12 protein-coding genes and 1 pseudogene are annotated in these 14,275 nt (G+C 68.5%); 3 read left to right on the top strand and 10 right to left on the bottom strand.

Annotation, left to right across the window (positions count from 1 at the left end; all coding sequences use genetic code 11):
- Positions 1-5: 5 nt before the first annotated feature.
- The 10 genes from BLU84_RS06050 to BLU84_RS06005 all read right to left on the bottom strand — a co-directional run bounded on the left by BLU84_RS06050 (position 6) and on the right by BLU84_RS06005 (position 10,570).
- Positions 6-635, bottom strand: coding sequence for a PepSY-associated TM helix domain-containing protein (locus tag BLU84_RS06050; RefSeq protein ID WP_074864019.1), 630 nt, complete (start codon positions 633-635; stop codon positions 6-8).
- Positions 632-1,318 carry a Fe2+-dependent dioxygenase gene (locus tag BLU84_RS06045; protein WP_074864017.1) on the bottom strand — a complete coding sequence of 229 codons (687 nt, stop codon included), beginning with the start codon at positions 1,316-1,318 and terminating at the stop codon, positions 632-634. Before BLU84_RS06045 ends, BLU84_RS06050 begins: the two co-directional genes overlap by 4 nt.
- A gap of 91 nt (positions 1,319-1,409) precedes the next feature.
- Positions 1,410-3,635, bottom strand: coding sequence for a TonB-dependent receptor (locus BLU84_RS06040; RefSeq protein WP_074864015.1), 2,226 nt, complete (start codon positions 3,633-3,635; stop codon positions 1,410-1,412).
- A gap of 333 nt (positions 3,636-3,968) precedes the next feature.
- Positions 3,969-4,295, bottom strand: coding sequence for a Rieske (2Fe-2S) protein (locus BLU84_RS06035; protein ID WP_074864013.1), 327 nt, complete (start codon positions 4,293-4,295; stop codon positions 3,969-3,971).
- A gap of 102 nt (positions 4,296-4,397) precedes the next feature.
- Positions 4,398-4,949, bottom strand: coding sequence for a GNAT family N-acetyltransferase (locus tag BLU84_RS06030; RefSeq protein WP_074864011.1), 552 nt, complete (start codon positions 4,947-4,949; stop codon positions 4,398-4,400).
- 79 nt (positions 4,950-5,028) lie between these two features.
- On the bottom strand, positions 5,029-6,264 hold the full coding sequence (locus tag BLU84_RS06025; RefSeq protein WP_083382358.1) for a cysteine desulfurase: 1,236 nt from the start codon (positions 6,262-6,264) through the stop codon (positions 5,029-5,031).
- A 109-nt stretch (positions 6,265-6,373) separates the two neighbouring features.
- On the bottom strand, positions 6,374-7,669 hold the full coding sequence (gene sufD, locus BLU84_RS06020) for a Fe-S cluster assembly protein SufD (RefSeq protein WP_074864007.1): 1,296 nt from the start codon (positions 7,667-7,669) through the stop codon (positions 6,374-6,376).
- Between the two features lie 28 nt (positions 7,670-7,697).
- A complete protein-coding gene (gene sufC / locus BLU84_RS06015; RefSeq protein WP_074864005.1) occupies positions 7,698-8,462 on the bottom strand; it encodes a Fe-S cluster assembly ATPase SufC in 765 nt (254 codons plus the stop codon).
- 154 nt (positions 8,463-8,616) lie between these two features.
- Complete coding sequence (gene sufB / locus BLU84_RS06010) at positions 8,617-10,092, bottom strand: Fe-S cluster assembly protein SufB (RefSeq protein ID WP_074864003.1); 1,476 nt, start codon at positions 10,090-10,092, stop codon at positions 8,617-8,619.
- A 16-nt stretch (positions 10,093-10,108) separates the two neighbouring features.
- Positions 10,109-10,570: an SUF system Fe-S cluster assembly regulator gene (locus tag BLU84_RS06005; protein WP_074864001.1), complete on the bottom strand. Its 462-nt coding sequence runs from the start codon at positions 10,568-10,570 to the stop codon at positions 10,109-10,111.
- A gap of 232 nt (positions 10,571-10,802) precedes the next feature.
- Here BLU84_RS06005 and BLU84_RS06000 point away from each other — a divergent pair.
- From BLU84_RS06000 to BLU84_RS05990, 3 genes and pseudogenes are all read left to right on the top strand, one after another.
- A pseudogene (locus tag BLU84_RS06000) lies at positions 10,803-11,267 on the top strand (SET domain-containing protein); the annotation flags it as partial.
- Between the two features lie 492 nt (positions 11,268-11,759).
- Positions 11,760-12,545 carry a 3-hydroxybutyrate dehydrogenase gene (locus BLU84_RS05995; RefSeq protein ID WP_057946640.1) on the top strand — a complete coding sequence of 262 codons (786 nt, stop codon included), beginning with the start codon at positions 11,760-11,762 and terminating at the stop codon, positions 12,543-12,545.
- 105 nt (positions 12,546-12,650) lie between these two features.
- Positions 12,651-14,105 (top strand): DUF3734 domain-containing protein, encoded by a 1,455-nt coding sequence (locus BLU84_RS05990; protein WP_083382407.1) that lies wholly within the window; start codon positions 12,651-12,653, stop codon positions 14,103-14,105.
- The last annotated feature ends 170 nt before the right edge of the window (positions 14,106-14,275 follow it).

Raw genomic sequence — 14,275 nt, 5'->3', positions numbered from 1 at the left:
ATTCTTCAATGCATGAACAAGACGACGATCAGCAGCGGCAGCAACAGGCCTGCCGCCACCAGCGGCCAGGTCTTGCCGCGCTGGCGCGCGTGCAGTTGCAGCAGCCACAGGCCGGTCAGCGCGAACAGCAGGCAGGCCGCGGCGAACAGATCGATGAACCAGCGCCACGCGGTGCCGGTGTTGCGGCCCTTGTGCAGGTCGTTGAGCCAGGCGATCCAGCCGCGGTCGGTGCGTTCGTATTCGATCGCCCCGGTTTCGCGGTCGATGCTGATCCAGGCGTCGCCGCCGGGACGCGGCAGCGATACGTAGACCTCGCTGTCGGACCACTCGCCCTTGCGCCCTTCGGCGCGAACGTCCAACGCATCGGCGAGCCAGTCGTTGACATTGCCCGGCAACGGCGCATCGGCCGCGCGTTCGCCCTGCAGGCTGCGCAGCAGGCTCGCCGGCAGGGTTTCCTTGAGATTGACCACGCGCGGCTTGGATTCGATCTGCGCGGCGTGGTTGAGGGTGATGCCGGTGACCGAGAACAGCAGCAGCGCGACCAGGCTCAGCGCAGCGCTGATCCAGTGCCAGCGGTGCAGGGTCTTGAGCCAGTATGCGCGGCGGTTCGGGTCGTGGGCGGCGGCCGGCGTCATACGTCGGTCCAGCGCCGCAGCAGGTTGTGGTAGACGCCGGTGAGCTGCACCAGCGAAGGATGGTCGGGCAGGTCGGCGCCGAGCTGGCGGATCGACAGGTCGAGCTCGAGCAGCAGGCGCCGCTGCGCGTCGTCGCGGACCAGGCTCTGCACCCAGAAGAACGAAGCCGTGCGCACGCCGCGCGTCACCGGCGCCACCCGATGCAGGCTGGTGGACGGATACAGCACCATGTCGCCGGCCGGCAGCTTGACCTGCTGGTTGCCGTAGGTGTCCTCGATGATGAGTTCGCCGCCGTCGTATTCGTCGGGCTCGCTGAGGAACAAGGTCGCCGACACGTCGGTGCGGATCGGCTGCGGCGGGCGCTGCTCGTGGTCGTAGCGCACCGCGTTGTCGACGTGGAAGCCGAACGACTGGCCGCCCTGGTAGCGGTTGAACAGCGGCGGGAAGATCCGCCGCGGCAGCGCGGAGGCGAAGAACTCGCTGTTGCGGCCGAGTACCTCGAGCAGGAGGTCGCCAAGCTCGCGCGCGACCGGGTCGTTGCCCGGCAGTTGCGAATTGTCCTTGGCCTTGGCCGACTGGTGGCCGGCGGTGATGCGCCCATCGGTCCAGCCCGCCTCGCCGAGGCGGCGGCGGAAGTGGGCGACCTGGTCGCCGGTCAATACATTTCGCAGGTGAAGCAGCATCGGCCGCGTTCCAATGACGAACCCGCGCGCCGGCCGGCGCGCGGGGTGGGCGGTCCCGGGGGCCGGCCGCGACGGCCGGCCCGAGGGGCGGTCAGAACTTGAACTCGGCGGTGACAGTAGCAGAGCGGCCCGGCGCCATGATCGCGAAGTGCGAGGCATAGGCGCGGTCGTAGTACTTCTCGTCGGTCAGGTTCTGCACGTTCAAACGCAGGCGCAGACGTTCGCTGAAGGCGTAGGCGACCATCGCGTCGTAGCGGGTGTAGGAGGGCACGTAACGCAGGTTGGCGACGTCGCCGTAGACCTTGTCGACGTAGAACGCGCCGCCGCCGACGGACAGCTTCGGCGTCACCGCGTAGTCGGTCCACAGGCTGAAGCTGTTCTTCGGCGTGTTCGGGAACACCTTGCCGTCGTTGGCGGCCAGCGGGCCGTCGTTGACGATCTCGCTGTCGAGGTAGGTGTAGCCGGCGAACACGTGCCAGGCTTCGGTGATCTTGCCGCTGACGCCGAGCTCGACGCCGTCGACGCGGTTCTTGCCGGCCAGCTGGAACACGCCCGGGGTGACCTGCACGCGGGTGTTGTCCTTCTCGGTGCGGAACACCGCCGCGGTCAGCGACAGGCGCTCGTCGAGCAGATCCCACTTGGTGCCCAGTTCGATGTTGCGGGTTTCCTCGGGCTTGAGGTCGGCGGCGCTGATCGGGTTGGTCTCGGTGCCTTCGCCGATCATCGCCCCGGCCGGGGTCGAGGACGTGGCCCAGGACAGGTAGACGCTGCCGAACGGACGCGGCTTCCACACCAGGCCGACCTGGTAGTTGAAGAAGTCGCTCTTGTTGCGCAGGTTGCTGGTGGCGTTGACCGCCTTCACTTCGAAGCTGTCGTAGCGCACGCCGGCGTTGAGCAGCCAGCGCTCGTTGAAGTTGACGGTGTCGAAGAAGTACGCGGCGCGGGTGTCCGAATCGGTGGTGGTCGGATTGAGCGCGCGGCGGATCGGCGCCGGAGTGAAGCGCTTGCTGGCCGCGTCGTAGCTGCCCGAAACCCACGGGTCGGACGGGTTCGGACGCGCCAGCGTGGTGCAGTTGTAGTACGACGGCGCGCCCGGGCCGAGCGTGCGGCAGGCGACCGCGGCGGGGATGGTGCCGATGACGTAGCTGTCGCGGTAGGACTTCTCGTTGGCGATCTCGATGCCGGCGGAGAAGTCGTGACGGACCGAGCCGGTATTGAAGCTGCCGAACAGGTCGGTCTGGTTGCTCAGGCTCTTGGTGCTGCCGGCGCGGCTGTTGGAGCGGCGCCAGACCAGGCCGTTGACGACGTTGCCCTGGCTGTCGTCGGGCTGGCTGAGGATGTAGTCCTGGCGGGTGCGGCCGTAGCGGCTGGTGTTGCGCAGGGTCAGGCCGTCGTTGAAGTCGTGCTCGATGGCGATGGTGCCGACGCCGGCTTCGGTCTTGCGGAAGTCGCGGTCGAGCAGGCCGTAGAAGTTCTCGCGGCGGCCGCCGTCGACCGGGTGGAATTCCTTGACGTTGGCCGGCTTGTTGGCGTTGCTGTACTGGTACGGCATGCCCGCGTCGGGCACCTCGTCGGTCTTGAGGTAGTAGTAGCTCAGCGTCGCCCGGGTCGGCGTGCCCAGGCCGAAGGCCAGCGACGGAGCGAAGCCGTAGCGCTCGCTGCGCACTTCGTCGCGGCCGGCCACGTCGGCGTCGTGGGCCATCGCGTTGAGGCGGAACGCGGTGCTGTCGGAGATGGCGATGTTGGCATCGGCCGTAGCGCGAGTGTAGTTGTCGGTGCCCAGGCCCATGCTGCCGGCGAAGAACGTGCTTTGCTGCGGGGTCTTGGTGACCAGGTTGATGCCGCCGCCGGCCGCGCCGCGGCCGCCGAAGGCGGAGTTCGGGCCCTTCATGACCTCGATGCGCTCCACCGCGAAGGCTTCGCGCGACTGCGCGCCGGAATCGCGCACGCCGTCGATGTAGATGTTGTTCTGCGAATCGAAGCCGCGGATGAAGGGACGGTCGCCCTGCGGGTTGCCGCCTTCGCCGGCGCCGAAGGTGATGCCCGGGACGGTGCGCAGCGCTTCGACCAGGGTGGTGGCGCCGGTGTCGCGGATCACTTCCGGCGCGATCACCGTCATCGAGCGCGGCGTATCCAGCAGCGGAGCGGTGATCTTCGGCGAGCTCGCGCGCTCGGCGCGCTGGCCGTGCACCTTGACGCTGTCCAGGTCTTTGGCCTTGGACGATTCGGCCGCGGCCGGGTCGGCGAGGGACGGCAGACTGAAAGCGAGGACAAGGGCGCCGGCGAGCGGCGACACGACGAACTTCGTGGTCGACATGAGAATCTCTGGGGGACAGTAAAGGGCCGCGGCCGGGGCCGCGTCAGGCCGCGATACTAATGAGATAGATTCTCATTTGCAACGAAAATTGAACGCAGAGGGCGTGTTGTAACCGTTTTCGTCGCATGGATGTGCTTAATGCGGCCGCAAGTCGTGGTCGGCGTCGCGGTTTTGAGGGGCGCCGGCGGCATGCGGCGTGGTTTCGCGGTTAGGGACAGAAAAGCGTCGGGGCTGAAGCCCCTCCCACAAAGTTCAGGGCCGTCCTGATCCTTGTGGGAGGGGCTTCAGCCCCGACGCTGTTGTTGCAGTTCGCGATGCCGCCGCGCTATCGCCTCACTCGCGGTCGTCGCGGGTCCACACCCCGCCGTCTTCGACCTTGACCGGAAACTTCGCCACCGGCTCGTAGGCCGGCGCGCACAGCGGCCGCCCGTCGCGCACGTCGAAGCGCGCGCCGTGCAGCACGCACTCGATGCTCGCCTCTTCGCCGTCGAAGGTGCCCGAGGACAGTTCGAAATCCTCGTGCGAGCAGCGGTCTTCCAGCGCGTAGTAATCGCCGTCGTAGTTGCACACGAAGATCGCGGTGTCGCCGTCCCAGGCGACGGTGGATTCGCCGGGCAGCAGTTGCGAGGTGGCGCAGACGAAGACCCAGTTTTCGCTCATGGGATGGTTTCCTGGCGGTGGCGCTTGCTTGGCTCGGTAATCGGTAATCGCAGAGGAATCGGGAACCTGCGGCGGTTTCCCGATCCTGCATCGCGGCAAACGTCAGAACGTTTTTTCCAGCACCTCGAAGCGCAGATCGTCGCGCTTGGGCTGGCCGAAGCGTTCGTCGCCGTAGGGGAAGGGCTTGAGCTTGCCGGTGCGCACGTAGCCGCGGCGCTCGTAGAAGGCGATCAGTTCGTCGCGGATGTCGATCACGGTCATGCGCATCGCCGGCAGGCGCCAGTCTTCGCGCACGATGCGCTCGGCCTCGTCGATGACCTGCTTGCCGATGCCGCCGCCCTGCAGGGTCGGGCGCACCGAGAACATGCCGAAGTAGCCGGCGCCTTCCTCTTCGGCGATATGCGCGCAGGCCAGCAGTTCCGGGCGGCCGTCGGGGCCGGAGCGTTCGCCGATCAGGATCACGCTGCGCTCTCGCGCCAGGCAAGCGTGGATGTCGTCGGCGCCGGTGCGGCGGCCGTCGAGGAAATCGGCTTCGGTGGTCCAGCCGGCGCGGCTGGCGTCGCCGCGGTAGGCCGATTCGACCAGCGCGATCAGCGCGTCGGTGTCGGCGAGGGTGGCGTGGCGGAAAACGAGCGGGGCTGCGGCGAGGGTCATGGACGTGCGGCAGGAAAGGGGAGGCGATGGTAGTACGGAATCGGCCCGCGGCGCCGGGCGCGGCGCGGGCCGCGCGGGCTCAGGCCAGCAGCTTGCGCACCTTGTTCAGGGCGGCGACGAAGGCGTCGATTTCCTCGAAGGTGTTGTAGTAGGCCAGCGAGGCGCGGCAGGTCGCCGGCACGCCGAAGTGCTGCATCAGTGGGTGCGCGCAGTGGTGGCCGGAGCGGATCGCCACGCCTTCCAGGTCGAGCAGGGTGGCCAGGTCGTGGGCGTGCGCGCCCTCGATCAGGAAGCTCACCACCGCGGCCTTGCCCGGCGCGGCGCCGAAGATGCGCAGGCCGGGGACTTCGCCCAGCGCGGCGTTGAAGCGCTCCAGCAGGGCCTGTTCGCGCGCTTCGATGTTGGCCATGCCCAGCGCGGACAGGTAGTCGACCGCGGTGCCGAGCCCGGCGAAACCGGCGATGTTCGGGGTGCCGGCCTCGAAGCGGCGCGGGCCGTCGGCGAACACGGTGCCTTCGAAGCGCACTTCCTTGATCATCTCGCCGCCGCCGATGAACGGCGGCATCGCGTCCAGGTGTTCGCGCCGCGCCCATAGCGCACCGGTGCCGGTCGGGCCGCTCATCTTGTGGCCGGTGACGGCGTAGAAATCGCAGCCGATCGCGGCGACGTCGAGCGCCAGATGCGGCGCTGCCTGCGAGCCGTCGATCAAGGTAGCGATGCCGCGCTTGCGCGCTTCGCGGCAGATCTCGCGCACCGGGTTGACCGTGCCGAGCACGTTGGAGACGTGGGTCAGCGCCAGCAGCTTCACGTCCGGGGTCAGCAGCGCGTAGAGCCGGTCCAGGTCCAGCCGGCCGAGTTCGTCGAGTTCGGCGACCTTGATGACCGCGCCGGTGCGCTGGGCGACCAACTGCCACGGCACGATATTGGCGTGGTGCTCCATGCGCGTGAGCACGATCGCATCGCCCGGCTGCAGCCGCGGCAACGCCCAGGAATAGGCGACGAGGTTGATCGCGAAGGTGGTGCCGCTGCACAGCACCAACTCGTCGCCGCGCACGTTGAGGAAGCGCGCCAGCTTGGTCCGCGCGCCTTCGTAGGCCTCGGTGGCCTCGGTGCCGAGCGTGTGCACGGCGCGGCTGACGTTGGCGTTGTGGCGGCGATAGAAATCGTCGACGGTGGCGATGACCGCGTCGGGCTTCTGCCCGGTGTTGGCCGAGTCGAAATAGATCAGCGGCTTGCCGTGGACTTCGCGGGTCAGCACCGGGAAGTCGGCGCGTACGGCGGCCCAGTCGATGGCGGGGGAGGGGGCGACGGTCATCGAGATCCCGGGGTGCGAGGAGATAGCGGATAGGAGTTAGGAGATAGCGAAAGCATGAGAGGAAACAGCTTTTCGCTATCTCCTAACTCCTATCCGCTATCTCCTGGCATCAAGACGGTTGCAGCCGTTCCAGCGCCAGATTCAGCCGCACCTCGAGCATCGCCCGCACGCCTTCGTCCTCGAGCACCGAGACGGTTTCGCGGCAGAACGCGGCAGTCAGCAGGGCGCGCGCGGTTTCCGCCGGCACGCCGCGCGAGCGCAGGTAGAACAGCGCATTGGCGTCGAGCTGGCCGACGGTGGCGCCGTGCGCGGCCTGCACTTCGTCGGCGTGGATCTCCAGCACCGGCTGGGTGTCGATCTCGGCGCCTTCGCTGAGCAGCAGGTTCTTGTTCGACAGATCGGCGTTGCTGCCGTCGGCGCCTTCGCGGATCAGGATGCCGCCGTGGAACGCCGCACGCGAGCGGCCGGCGCCGAGGCCGCGCCAGACCAGTTCGCACTGGGTGTCGCGGCCGACGTGGTCGATGCCTAAGCGGGTGTCGAGGTGGCGGCGGCCGGTGGCCAGCAGCACGCCGTTGGCGTGGACGTGCGCGCCTTCGCCATGCAGCGCGGCATTGAGCTCGTGCCGGCTCAGCGCGGCGCCCAGTTCCAGGTCGAGGCGGCGGTAGTGCGCGGCGCGCGCCAGCACCGCATCGGTGCGCGCGATCACGGTCGCGCCCAGCGCCTCGTCCTGCACCCGCGCGTGCGACAGCTGCGCATCGGGGGCGAGGTGGACGTGGGTGAGGCTGTTGCCGAGGTGGTTGTGGATGTCGCTGGCCAGGTGGTGCTCGACCACGGTCAGGCTCGCGCCCTCGCGCAGTTCGATCAGGTGGCGCAGATGCCAGGCGCGGTCGCCCTCGCTCGGGCTGCCGACGAACACCAGATGCACCGCGGTGCCGGCGCGTACGCCGGCGTCCACGCGCAGCACCGCGCCTTCGTCGGCGAGCGCGGCGTTGAGGCGGGCGAACACTTCGTCGGCGCGCTCGAAGCGGCGGGCGAGGAAGTTGGCTTCGCGCGCGTCGCCGGCGGCCAGCACCTGCGACAGCGGCTGCAGGCTCACGCCGGCCGGCAGATCGCTCAGGTCGGTGTGGACGGCGTCGAAGCGGCCGTTGTGGAAGACGATGCGCGGCGCCGGAATGCCGGCGACCGCGGCGGCGTCGAACGCAGCCGGCGCGGCCTCGGCCGCGGCGAACGCGCGGCGTTCCAGCGCGCGCAGCGGGGTGTATTTCCAGGCTTCGGTGCGCGGACCGGGCAGGCCGTCGCGCAGCGCGGCGTCGAGCGCGGCGCGGCGGGTCTGGCCGAGGCCGGCGGCTTCGCGCGCGGGCAGCGCGTCGAAGGCGGAAGCGAAGGCTTCGAGCAGAGCGCTCATCGGCAGGTCTCCTGTGCTCGCGCCGCGGTCAAGCCGCGCTCTCCGGCGCCACCCGGTCCTTGAGCCAGGCGTAGCCATGCGCTTCCAGCTCCAGCGCCAGCTCGGCGCCGCCGGTCTCGACGATGCGGCCGTCGGCCAGCACGTGGACCACGTCGGGCTTGATGTAGTCGAGCAGGCGCTGATAGTGGGTGATGACCAGGAACGCGCGCTCGCTCGAGCGCAGCGCGTTGACGCCGTCGGCGACCGCCTTGAGCGCGTCGATGTCCAGGCCCGAATCGGTTTCGTCCAGGATCGCCAGGCGCGGCTCGAGCAGGGCCAGCTGGAAGATTTCGTTGCGCTTCTTCTCGCCGCCGCTGAAGCCTTCGTTGACGCCGCGGTGCAGCAGCTCGTCCTTCAGATGCAAAACGGCGAGCTTCTCGCGCACCAGCTTGAGGAACTGCATCGAGTCGAGCTCGGCCTCGCCGCGCGCCTTGCGCTGGGCGTTGAGCGCGGCGCGCAGGAAGTAGGTGTTGTTCACGCCCGGGATCTCGACCGGGTACTGGAAGGCCAGGAACACGCCGGCGGCGGCGCGTTCTTCCGGCTCCAGCGCGAGCAGGTCGCGGCCGTCGAACTCGACGCTGCCGGCGGTGACCTCATAGCCCTCGCGCCCGGCCAGCACGTTGCCGAGCGTGGACTTGCCGGCGCCGTTGGGGCCCATGATGGCGTGCACCTGGCCGGGGATCAGCTCCAGGGTCAGGCCCTTGAGGATCTCTTTGCCGGCGACGGAGACGTGGAGGTTGTCGATCTTGAGCATCGTTATCTGTCCAATGGGTTCGCTGTCGCGCGCCTGCGCGGCGGCTCTGTCTTTAGCCCCTCTCCCGCTGGCGGGAGAGGGGTTGGGGTGAGGGCATGCGCCCTCATCCGGCCCTTCGGGCCACCTTCTCCCGCAAGCGGGAGAAGGAAACGTCTTAGCCGACGCTGCCTTCCAGGCTCACTTCCAGCAGCTTCTTGGCTTCCACCGCGAACTCCATCGGCAGTTCGCGGAACACGCTCTTGCAGAAGCCGTCGACGATCATCGACACCGCGTCTTCCTCGCCGATACCGCGCGAGCGGCAGTAGAACAGCTGGTCTTCGCTGATCTTGGAGGTGGTGGCCTCGTGCTCGACGGTGGCGTCGGGGCGCTTGACCTCGATGTAGGGGAAGGTGTGCGCGCCGCACTTCTTGCCGATCAGCAGGCTGTCGCACTGGGTGTGGTTGCGCGCGCCGGCGGCGTTCTTCTCCACCTTGACCAGGCCGCGGTAGGTGTTCTGGCCGCGGCCGGCGCTGATGCCCTTGCTGATGATCTTCGACTTGGTGCGCTTGCCGATGTGGATCATCTTGGTGCCGGTGTCGGCCTGCTGGCGGTGGTGGGTCAGCGCGACCGAATAGAACTCGCCGACCGAATCGTCGCCCAGCAGCACGCAGGACGGGTACTTCCAGGTGATCGCCGAACCGGTTTCGACCTGGGTCCAGCTGATCTTGCTGCGCGCGCCGCGGCATTCGCCGCGCTTGGTCACGAAGTTGTAGATGCCGCCGCGGCCTTCCTCGTCGCCGGGATACCAGTTCTGCACCGTGGAGTACTTGATCTCCGCGTCTTCCAGCGCCACCAGCTCGACCACCGCGGCGTGCAGCTGGTTTTCGTCGCGCATCGGCGCGGTGCAGCCTTCAAGATAAGACACGTAGGCCTTGTCCTCGCACACGATCAAGGTGCGCTCGAACTGGCCGGTGTGGCCGGCGTTGATGCGGAAATAGGTGCTCAGCTCCATCGGGCAGCGCACGCCCTTGGGGATGAACACGAAGCTGCCGTCGGAGAACACCGCCGAGTTGAGCGCGGCGAAATAGTTGTCGCCGACCGGCACGACGCTGCCGAGGTACTGCTGCACCAGCTCGGGATGCTCGCGGATCGCCTCGGACATCGAACAGAAGATCACGCCCTTCTCGGCAAGTTCCTTGCGGAAGGTGGTGCCGACGGAGACCGAGTCGAACACCGCGTCCACCGCCACGCCGGCCAGACGCGCGCGTTCGTGCAGCGGCACGCCGAGCTTGTCGTAGGTGTCGAGCAGTTCCTGCGGCACCTCGTCGAGCGAGTTGTACTTGGCCTTGGGCGCGCTGTAATAGCTCAGCGCCTGGAAGTCGATCGGGGCGATGTTGAGCTTGGCCCAGTGCGGCATCGGCATGGTCAGCCAATGGCGGTAGGCGGCCAGGCGCCACTGCGTCATCCACTGCGGCTCGTTCTTCTTGGCCGACAGCGCGCGCACGGTGTCCTCGTCCAGGCCCGGCGGCAGGCTGTCGGACTCGATGTCGGTGACGAACCCGGCTTCGTAGCGGCGACCCAACTGCTCGTGGATCTCGCGATTGGCGATGTCGCCCGCCTGCGCGGGAGCGGTCTTGATGTCGGTGGCCATGGCGGCTGCCTACTGTCTATGCGCCGGCCAGGCGCAGGTCGATGCGCTTGGCGGTGGCGGCTGTTTCGGTTGGAAAGGTGGGGGCGAGCATCTGCGCGAGGGTGACGCTGCTGAGCGCTTCGACCACGACGTCGTTGATCCGGCGCCAGTTGGCGCGCACGCCGCACTGGTGTTCGAGGCCGCACTGGCCCTCGTGCACGCTGCACTCGGTCATGCCCAGCGGGCCTTCCATCGCCTCGACGATTTCGATCAGGCCGATCTCGTCGGCCGGCCGCGCCAGGCGGTAGCCGCCGTTGGCGCCGCGGAAGCCTTCGACCAGGCCGGCCTGGGCCAGCGGCTTGAGCACCTTGCTGACCGTCGGCGCTTCCAGGCCCGCGCGCTCGGCCAGTTCGGCCGCGCTGAGGACGCGGTCGTGCGGGGCCGCCAGGACGGTCAGGACGACCGTGGCGTAGTCGGTGAGCTTGGTGACGCGGAGCATCGGCGTGGGGGCGCTGAGGGCGGGCTTGGATGGGCGGGCTTTAATTCGTACCGAAATTGTACGGTTTTATTGCGGCCAGGGCCAGCCGGGGGTTTTGCCCGATTCAGCGGTCCGGGCGCGGGCGTCGGCGGGCGCGGGCGTTCAGGCCCGCGGGCGTGGAAAGGCGACCGCGGCGATGGCGGCCGACCGCCTCGACGGGCGAGAATGTCCGCTCGTCATTTCGAGACTCCTCATGCCGCGCAAGATCGCCGCCCGTCGTTCAGCCATCCACGGCAACGGTGTATTCGCCGTCGCCCCGATCGCCAAGGGCGAACGCATCATCGAATACAAGGGCCGCCGCCGCACCCACGAGGACGCCGACGCCGGCGATACCGGCGACGCCGATTCCGGCCACACGTTCCTGTTCACCCTCAACGATGAATACGTCATCGACGCCAATTACGAGGGCAACACGGCGCGCTGGATCAACCACAGCTGCTCGCCCAACTGCGAGGCGGTGCTGGCCGAGGACGAGGGCGACGACCGTCGCCAGGACCAGGTGTTCATCGAGGCGATCCGCGACATCGCCCCGGGCGAGGAGCTGTCGTACAACTACGGCATCACCCTGGCCGAGAAGCACACCAAGGAACTGAAGAAGATCTGGGAATGCCGCTGCGGCTCGCCGGACTGCACCGGCACGATGCTGCAGCCGAAGAAGGACAAGAAGAAAAAGAAGAAAGACAAGGACAAGAAGAAGGACAAGAAGAAAAAGAAGGACAAGAAGGGCAAGAACAAGGACTGACCGATCGCGGCGAGGCGGCGCCCGCTTCCTGTAGGAGCGGCGCAAGCCGCGACCGCGCTAATGGGGCGTCCGCGCAGGCCGGATGCCCCCGGTACATTCCGGCCGGACGCAGGCCGGGTAGATCATGAGAGGCCGGGCTTCCGCCGGCGATTCGTTTTCGCGGTCGCGGCTCGCGCCGCTCCTACAGGTGCAGCCTCCGGCCGCGGCCTCCCGGCCGATTGCGCAAACTCACCGCGCAACTTCCCCGACGGACGAAGGTCCGATTCCCGTAGCCCTCGCGCCCCGGGACACTGCGATGCATTCGTCGCCACACCGCGATAACGCGGCGCAGCGACAATGGCCGCCGGTTCGCCGTCCGCGGCCTGTCTCTTTCCGCATCGTTACGCATCGTCCAGGAGTTGAGTTCCCATGAGTTCGATCCAAGGCAAAGTCGCCGTCGTCACCGGGGCCGCGAGCGGCATCGGCAAGGAAATCGCGTTCGAGCTGTCCCGCGCCGGCGCCGCCATCGCCATCGCCGACCTCAACCAGGCCGGCGCGCAGGCGGTGGCCGACGAGATCGCCGCCGCCGGCGGCCGCGCCATCGGCGTGGCCATGGACGTCACCGACGAGGCCGCGGTCAACGCCGGCATCGAGCAGGTGGTCGCGCAGCTCGGCGGCATCGACATCCTGGTCTCCAACGCCGGCATCCAGATCGTCAACCCGATCGAGAACTACGCTTTCGCCGACTGGAAGAAGATGCTCGCCATCCACCTCGACGGCGCGTTCCTGACCACCAAGGCCGCGCTGCCGCACATGTACAAGGGCGATAAGGGCGGCGTGGTGATCTACATGGGCTCGGTGCATTCGCACGAGGCCTCGCCGCTGAAGTCGGCCTATGTCACCGCCAAGCACGGCCTGCTGGGCCTGTCGCGGGTGCTGGCCAAGGAAGGCGCCAAGCACAACGTGCGCAGCCACGTGGTCTGCCCGGGCTTCGTGCGCACGCCGCTGGTGGACAAGCAGATTCCCGAGCAGGCCAAGGAACTGGGCATCAGCGAGGACGAGGTGATCAAGAAGGTCATGCTCGGCAACACCGTCGACGGCGTGTTCACCACCGTGCAGGACGTGGCGCAGACGGTGCGCTTCCTGGCCGAGTTCCCGAGCGCGGCGCTGACCGGGCAGAGCTTCGTGGTCAGCCACGGTTGGTACATGCAGTAAACCGCCCGTGCGAGAGGGCCTTCAGGCCCGATGCCTCCCGATCCGATGGCTGGAATGGGAACACAGGCATCGGGCCTGAAGGCCCTCCCGCCAATGGAGGCCGCCATGCCCGCTGCACGCACCCGCAAGACCGTCGCCCGTAAGTCCGCTGCCCGCACATCGGCCGCCGCCGAACCGCGCGCGCCGGCCAAGCGCGACCCCAAGCCGGCCGCGCCGGCGAAAAAAGACCCGCCGTCGAAACAGCCCGCGCGCAAGGAACCGCCCAAGCGCAAACAGGCCGCGACGGCCGCGCGCGTGCCGACCCGCGCGCGCAGCGCGCAGGCGCCCGCACCGGCGACCCCGCGCCAGGCCCGCCGCGCCGACGCCACCGAACGCGCCACTCGCGAGTCGGTGCGGCGCGTGCGCGATGCCGCGCCGGCGTTGCCTGAGAACATCGCCCTGGTGTTGCAAGGCGGCGGCGCGCTCGGCGCCTATCAGGCCGGCGTCTACCAGGGCTTGTTCGAAGCCGGCATCGCCCCGAACTGGATCGCCGGCATCTCCATCGGCGCGTTCAACACCGCGATCATCGCCGGCAACCCGCCGGAAAAACGCATGGCCGCGCTGCGCGAGTTCTGGGACACGATCTCGCGCCCGAATGTGTTTCCCTCGACCACGCTGGGCCAGGAAGCGCGCTTCGACGGCATCGACGCCGACACCCGCGCCTGGCTCGACACCTGGGAAGCCTGGCGCGCGATCATCGAAGGCCAGCGCGGTTTCTACGTGCCGCGCGCCTGGCTCGGACCGGACCCGGCGCTGTTCGCCGGCGGCCAGCCCGGCCCGGCCGCGGCGAGCTGGTACGACACCTCGCCGATGATCGCCACGCTCAACCGGCTGGTCGACTTCGACCGGCTCAACGACGACGGCATCCGCGTCAGCGTCGGCGCGGTCAACGTGCGCACCGGCAACCTGGAATATTTCGACAACACCCAGATGCGCCTGGACGCGCGCCACATCCTCGCCTCCGGCGCGCTGCCGCCGGCGTTTCCGGCGATCGAGATCGACGGCGAGTTCTATTGGGACGGCGGCCTGGTCTCGAACACCCCGCTGTCGCACGTGCTCACCGCCAGCCCGCGCAGCGACACCCTAGTGTTCCAGGTCGACCTGTGGAACGCGCGCGGCGAGCTGCCGCAGAACCTGCTCGACGTGGCCGAGCGGCAGAAGGAAATCCAGTACTCCAGCCGCACCCGTCTGATCACCGACACCCAGCGCGTGTTCCAGCACTATCGCCGGCTGCTGCGCGAATTGCTGGAGGAAATCCCCGCCGAGGTGCGCGCCAGCAACCCCTGGGCCCAGCACGCCGCCGAACTGGCCTGCGACCGCCGCTACAGCGTGATCCACCTGATCTACCGCGACCGCGCCAAGATCGGCCACTTCAAGGACTACCAGTTCGGCCGGGTGGCGATGCGCGAGCACTGGCTGTCGGGGCAGGGCGACATCGCCCGCGCGCTGGCCCATCCGGACTGGCTGCAACTGCCGCAGGGCGAATCGGCGTTCGTCGCGCACGACGCCACCGCGCCGTAAGCGCGCGGCCGAGGCTTCATCGCGGCGAGCTGACGTTTGTCAGCTCTCCGAACCACCACCCGCGTCGCACCGATTGCCCCCTGTAGGAGCGGCGCAAGCCGCGACCGCGACATCCGGCGTGCGGCGCCAGCGGCTACCCCGCGGTCGCGGCTCGCGCCGCTCCTACAGGG

It is taken from the genome of Lysobacter enzymogenes (assembly GCF_900106525.1).
Lineage (GTDB): Bacteria > Pseudomonadota > Gammaproteobacteria > Xanthomonadales > Xanthomonadaceae > Lysobacter > Lysobacter enzymogenes.
This window is presented reverse-complemented; position numbering and strand designations above follow the sequence as displayed.

Bases quoted from the DNA above. Each gene is read 5' to 3' on its own strand.
- BLU84_RS06050 (WP_074864019.1), bottom strand. From the start codon at position 635: ATGACGCCGGCCGCCGCCCACGACCCGAACCGCCGCGCATACTGGCTC.
- BLU84_RS06045 (WP_074864017.1), bottom strand. From the start codon at position 1,318: ATGCTGCTTCACCTGCGAAATGTATTGACCGGCGACCAGGTCGCCCAC.
- BLU84_RS06040 (WP_074864015.1), bottom strand. From the start codon at position 3,635: ATGTCGACCACGAAGTTCGTCGTGTCGCCGCTCGCCGGCGCCCTTGTC.
- BLU84_RS06035 (WP_074864013.1), bottom strand. From the start codon at position 4,295: ATGAGCGAAAACTGGGTCTTCGTCTGCGCCACCTCGCAACTGCTGCCC.
- BLU84_RS06030 (WP_074864011.1), bottom strand. From the start codon at position 4,949: ATGACCCTCGCCGCAGCCCCGCTCGTTTTCCGCCACGCCACCCTCGCC.
- BLU84_RS06025 (WP_083382358.1), bottom strand. From the start codon at position 6,264: ATGACCGTCGCCCCCTCCCCCGCCATCGACTGGGCCGCCGTACGCGCC.
- sufD (WP_074864007.1), bottom strand. From the start codon at position 7,669: ATGAGCGCTCTGCTCGAAGCCTTCGCTTCCGCCTTCGACGCGCTGCCC.
- sufC (WP_074864005.1), bottom strand. From the start codon at position 8,462: ATGCTCAAGATCGACAACCTCCACGTCTCCGTCGCCGGCAAAGAGATC.
- sufB (WP_074864003.1), bottom strand. From the start codon at position 10,092: ATGGCCACCGACATCAAGACCGCTCCCGCGCAGGCGGGCGACATCGCC.
- BLU84_RS06005 (WP_074864001.1), bottom strand. From the start codon at position 10,570: ATGCTCCGCGTCACCAAGCTCACCGACTACGCCACGGTCGTCCTGACC.
- BLU84_RS05995 (WP_057946640.1), top strand. From the start codon at position 11,760: ATGAGTTCGATCCAAGGCAAAGTCGCCGTCGTCACCGGGGCCGCGAGC.
- BLU84_RS05990 (WP_083382407.1), top strand. From the start codon at position 12,651: ATGCCCGCTGCACGCACCCGCAAGACCGTCGCCCGTAAGTCCGCTGCC.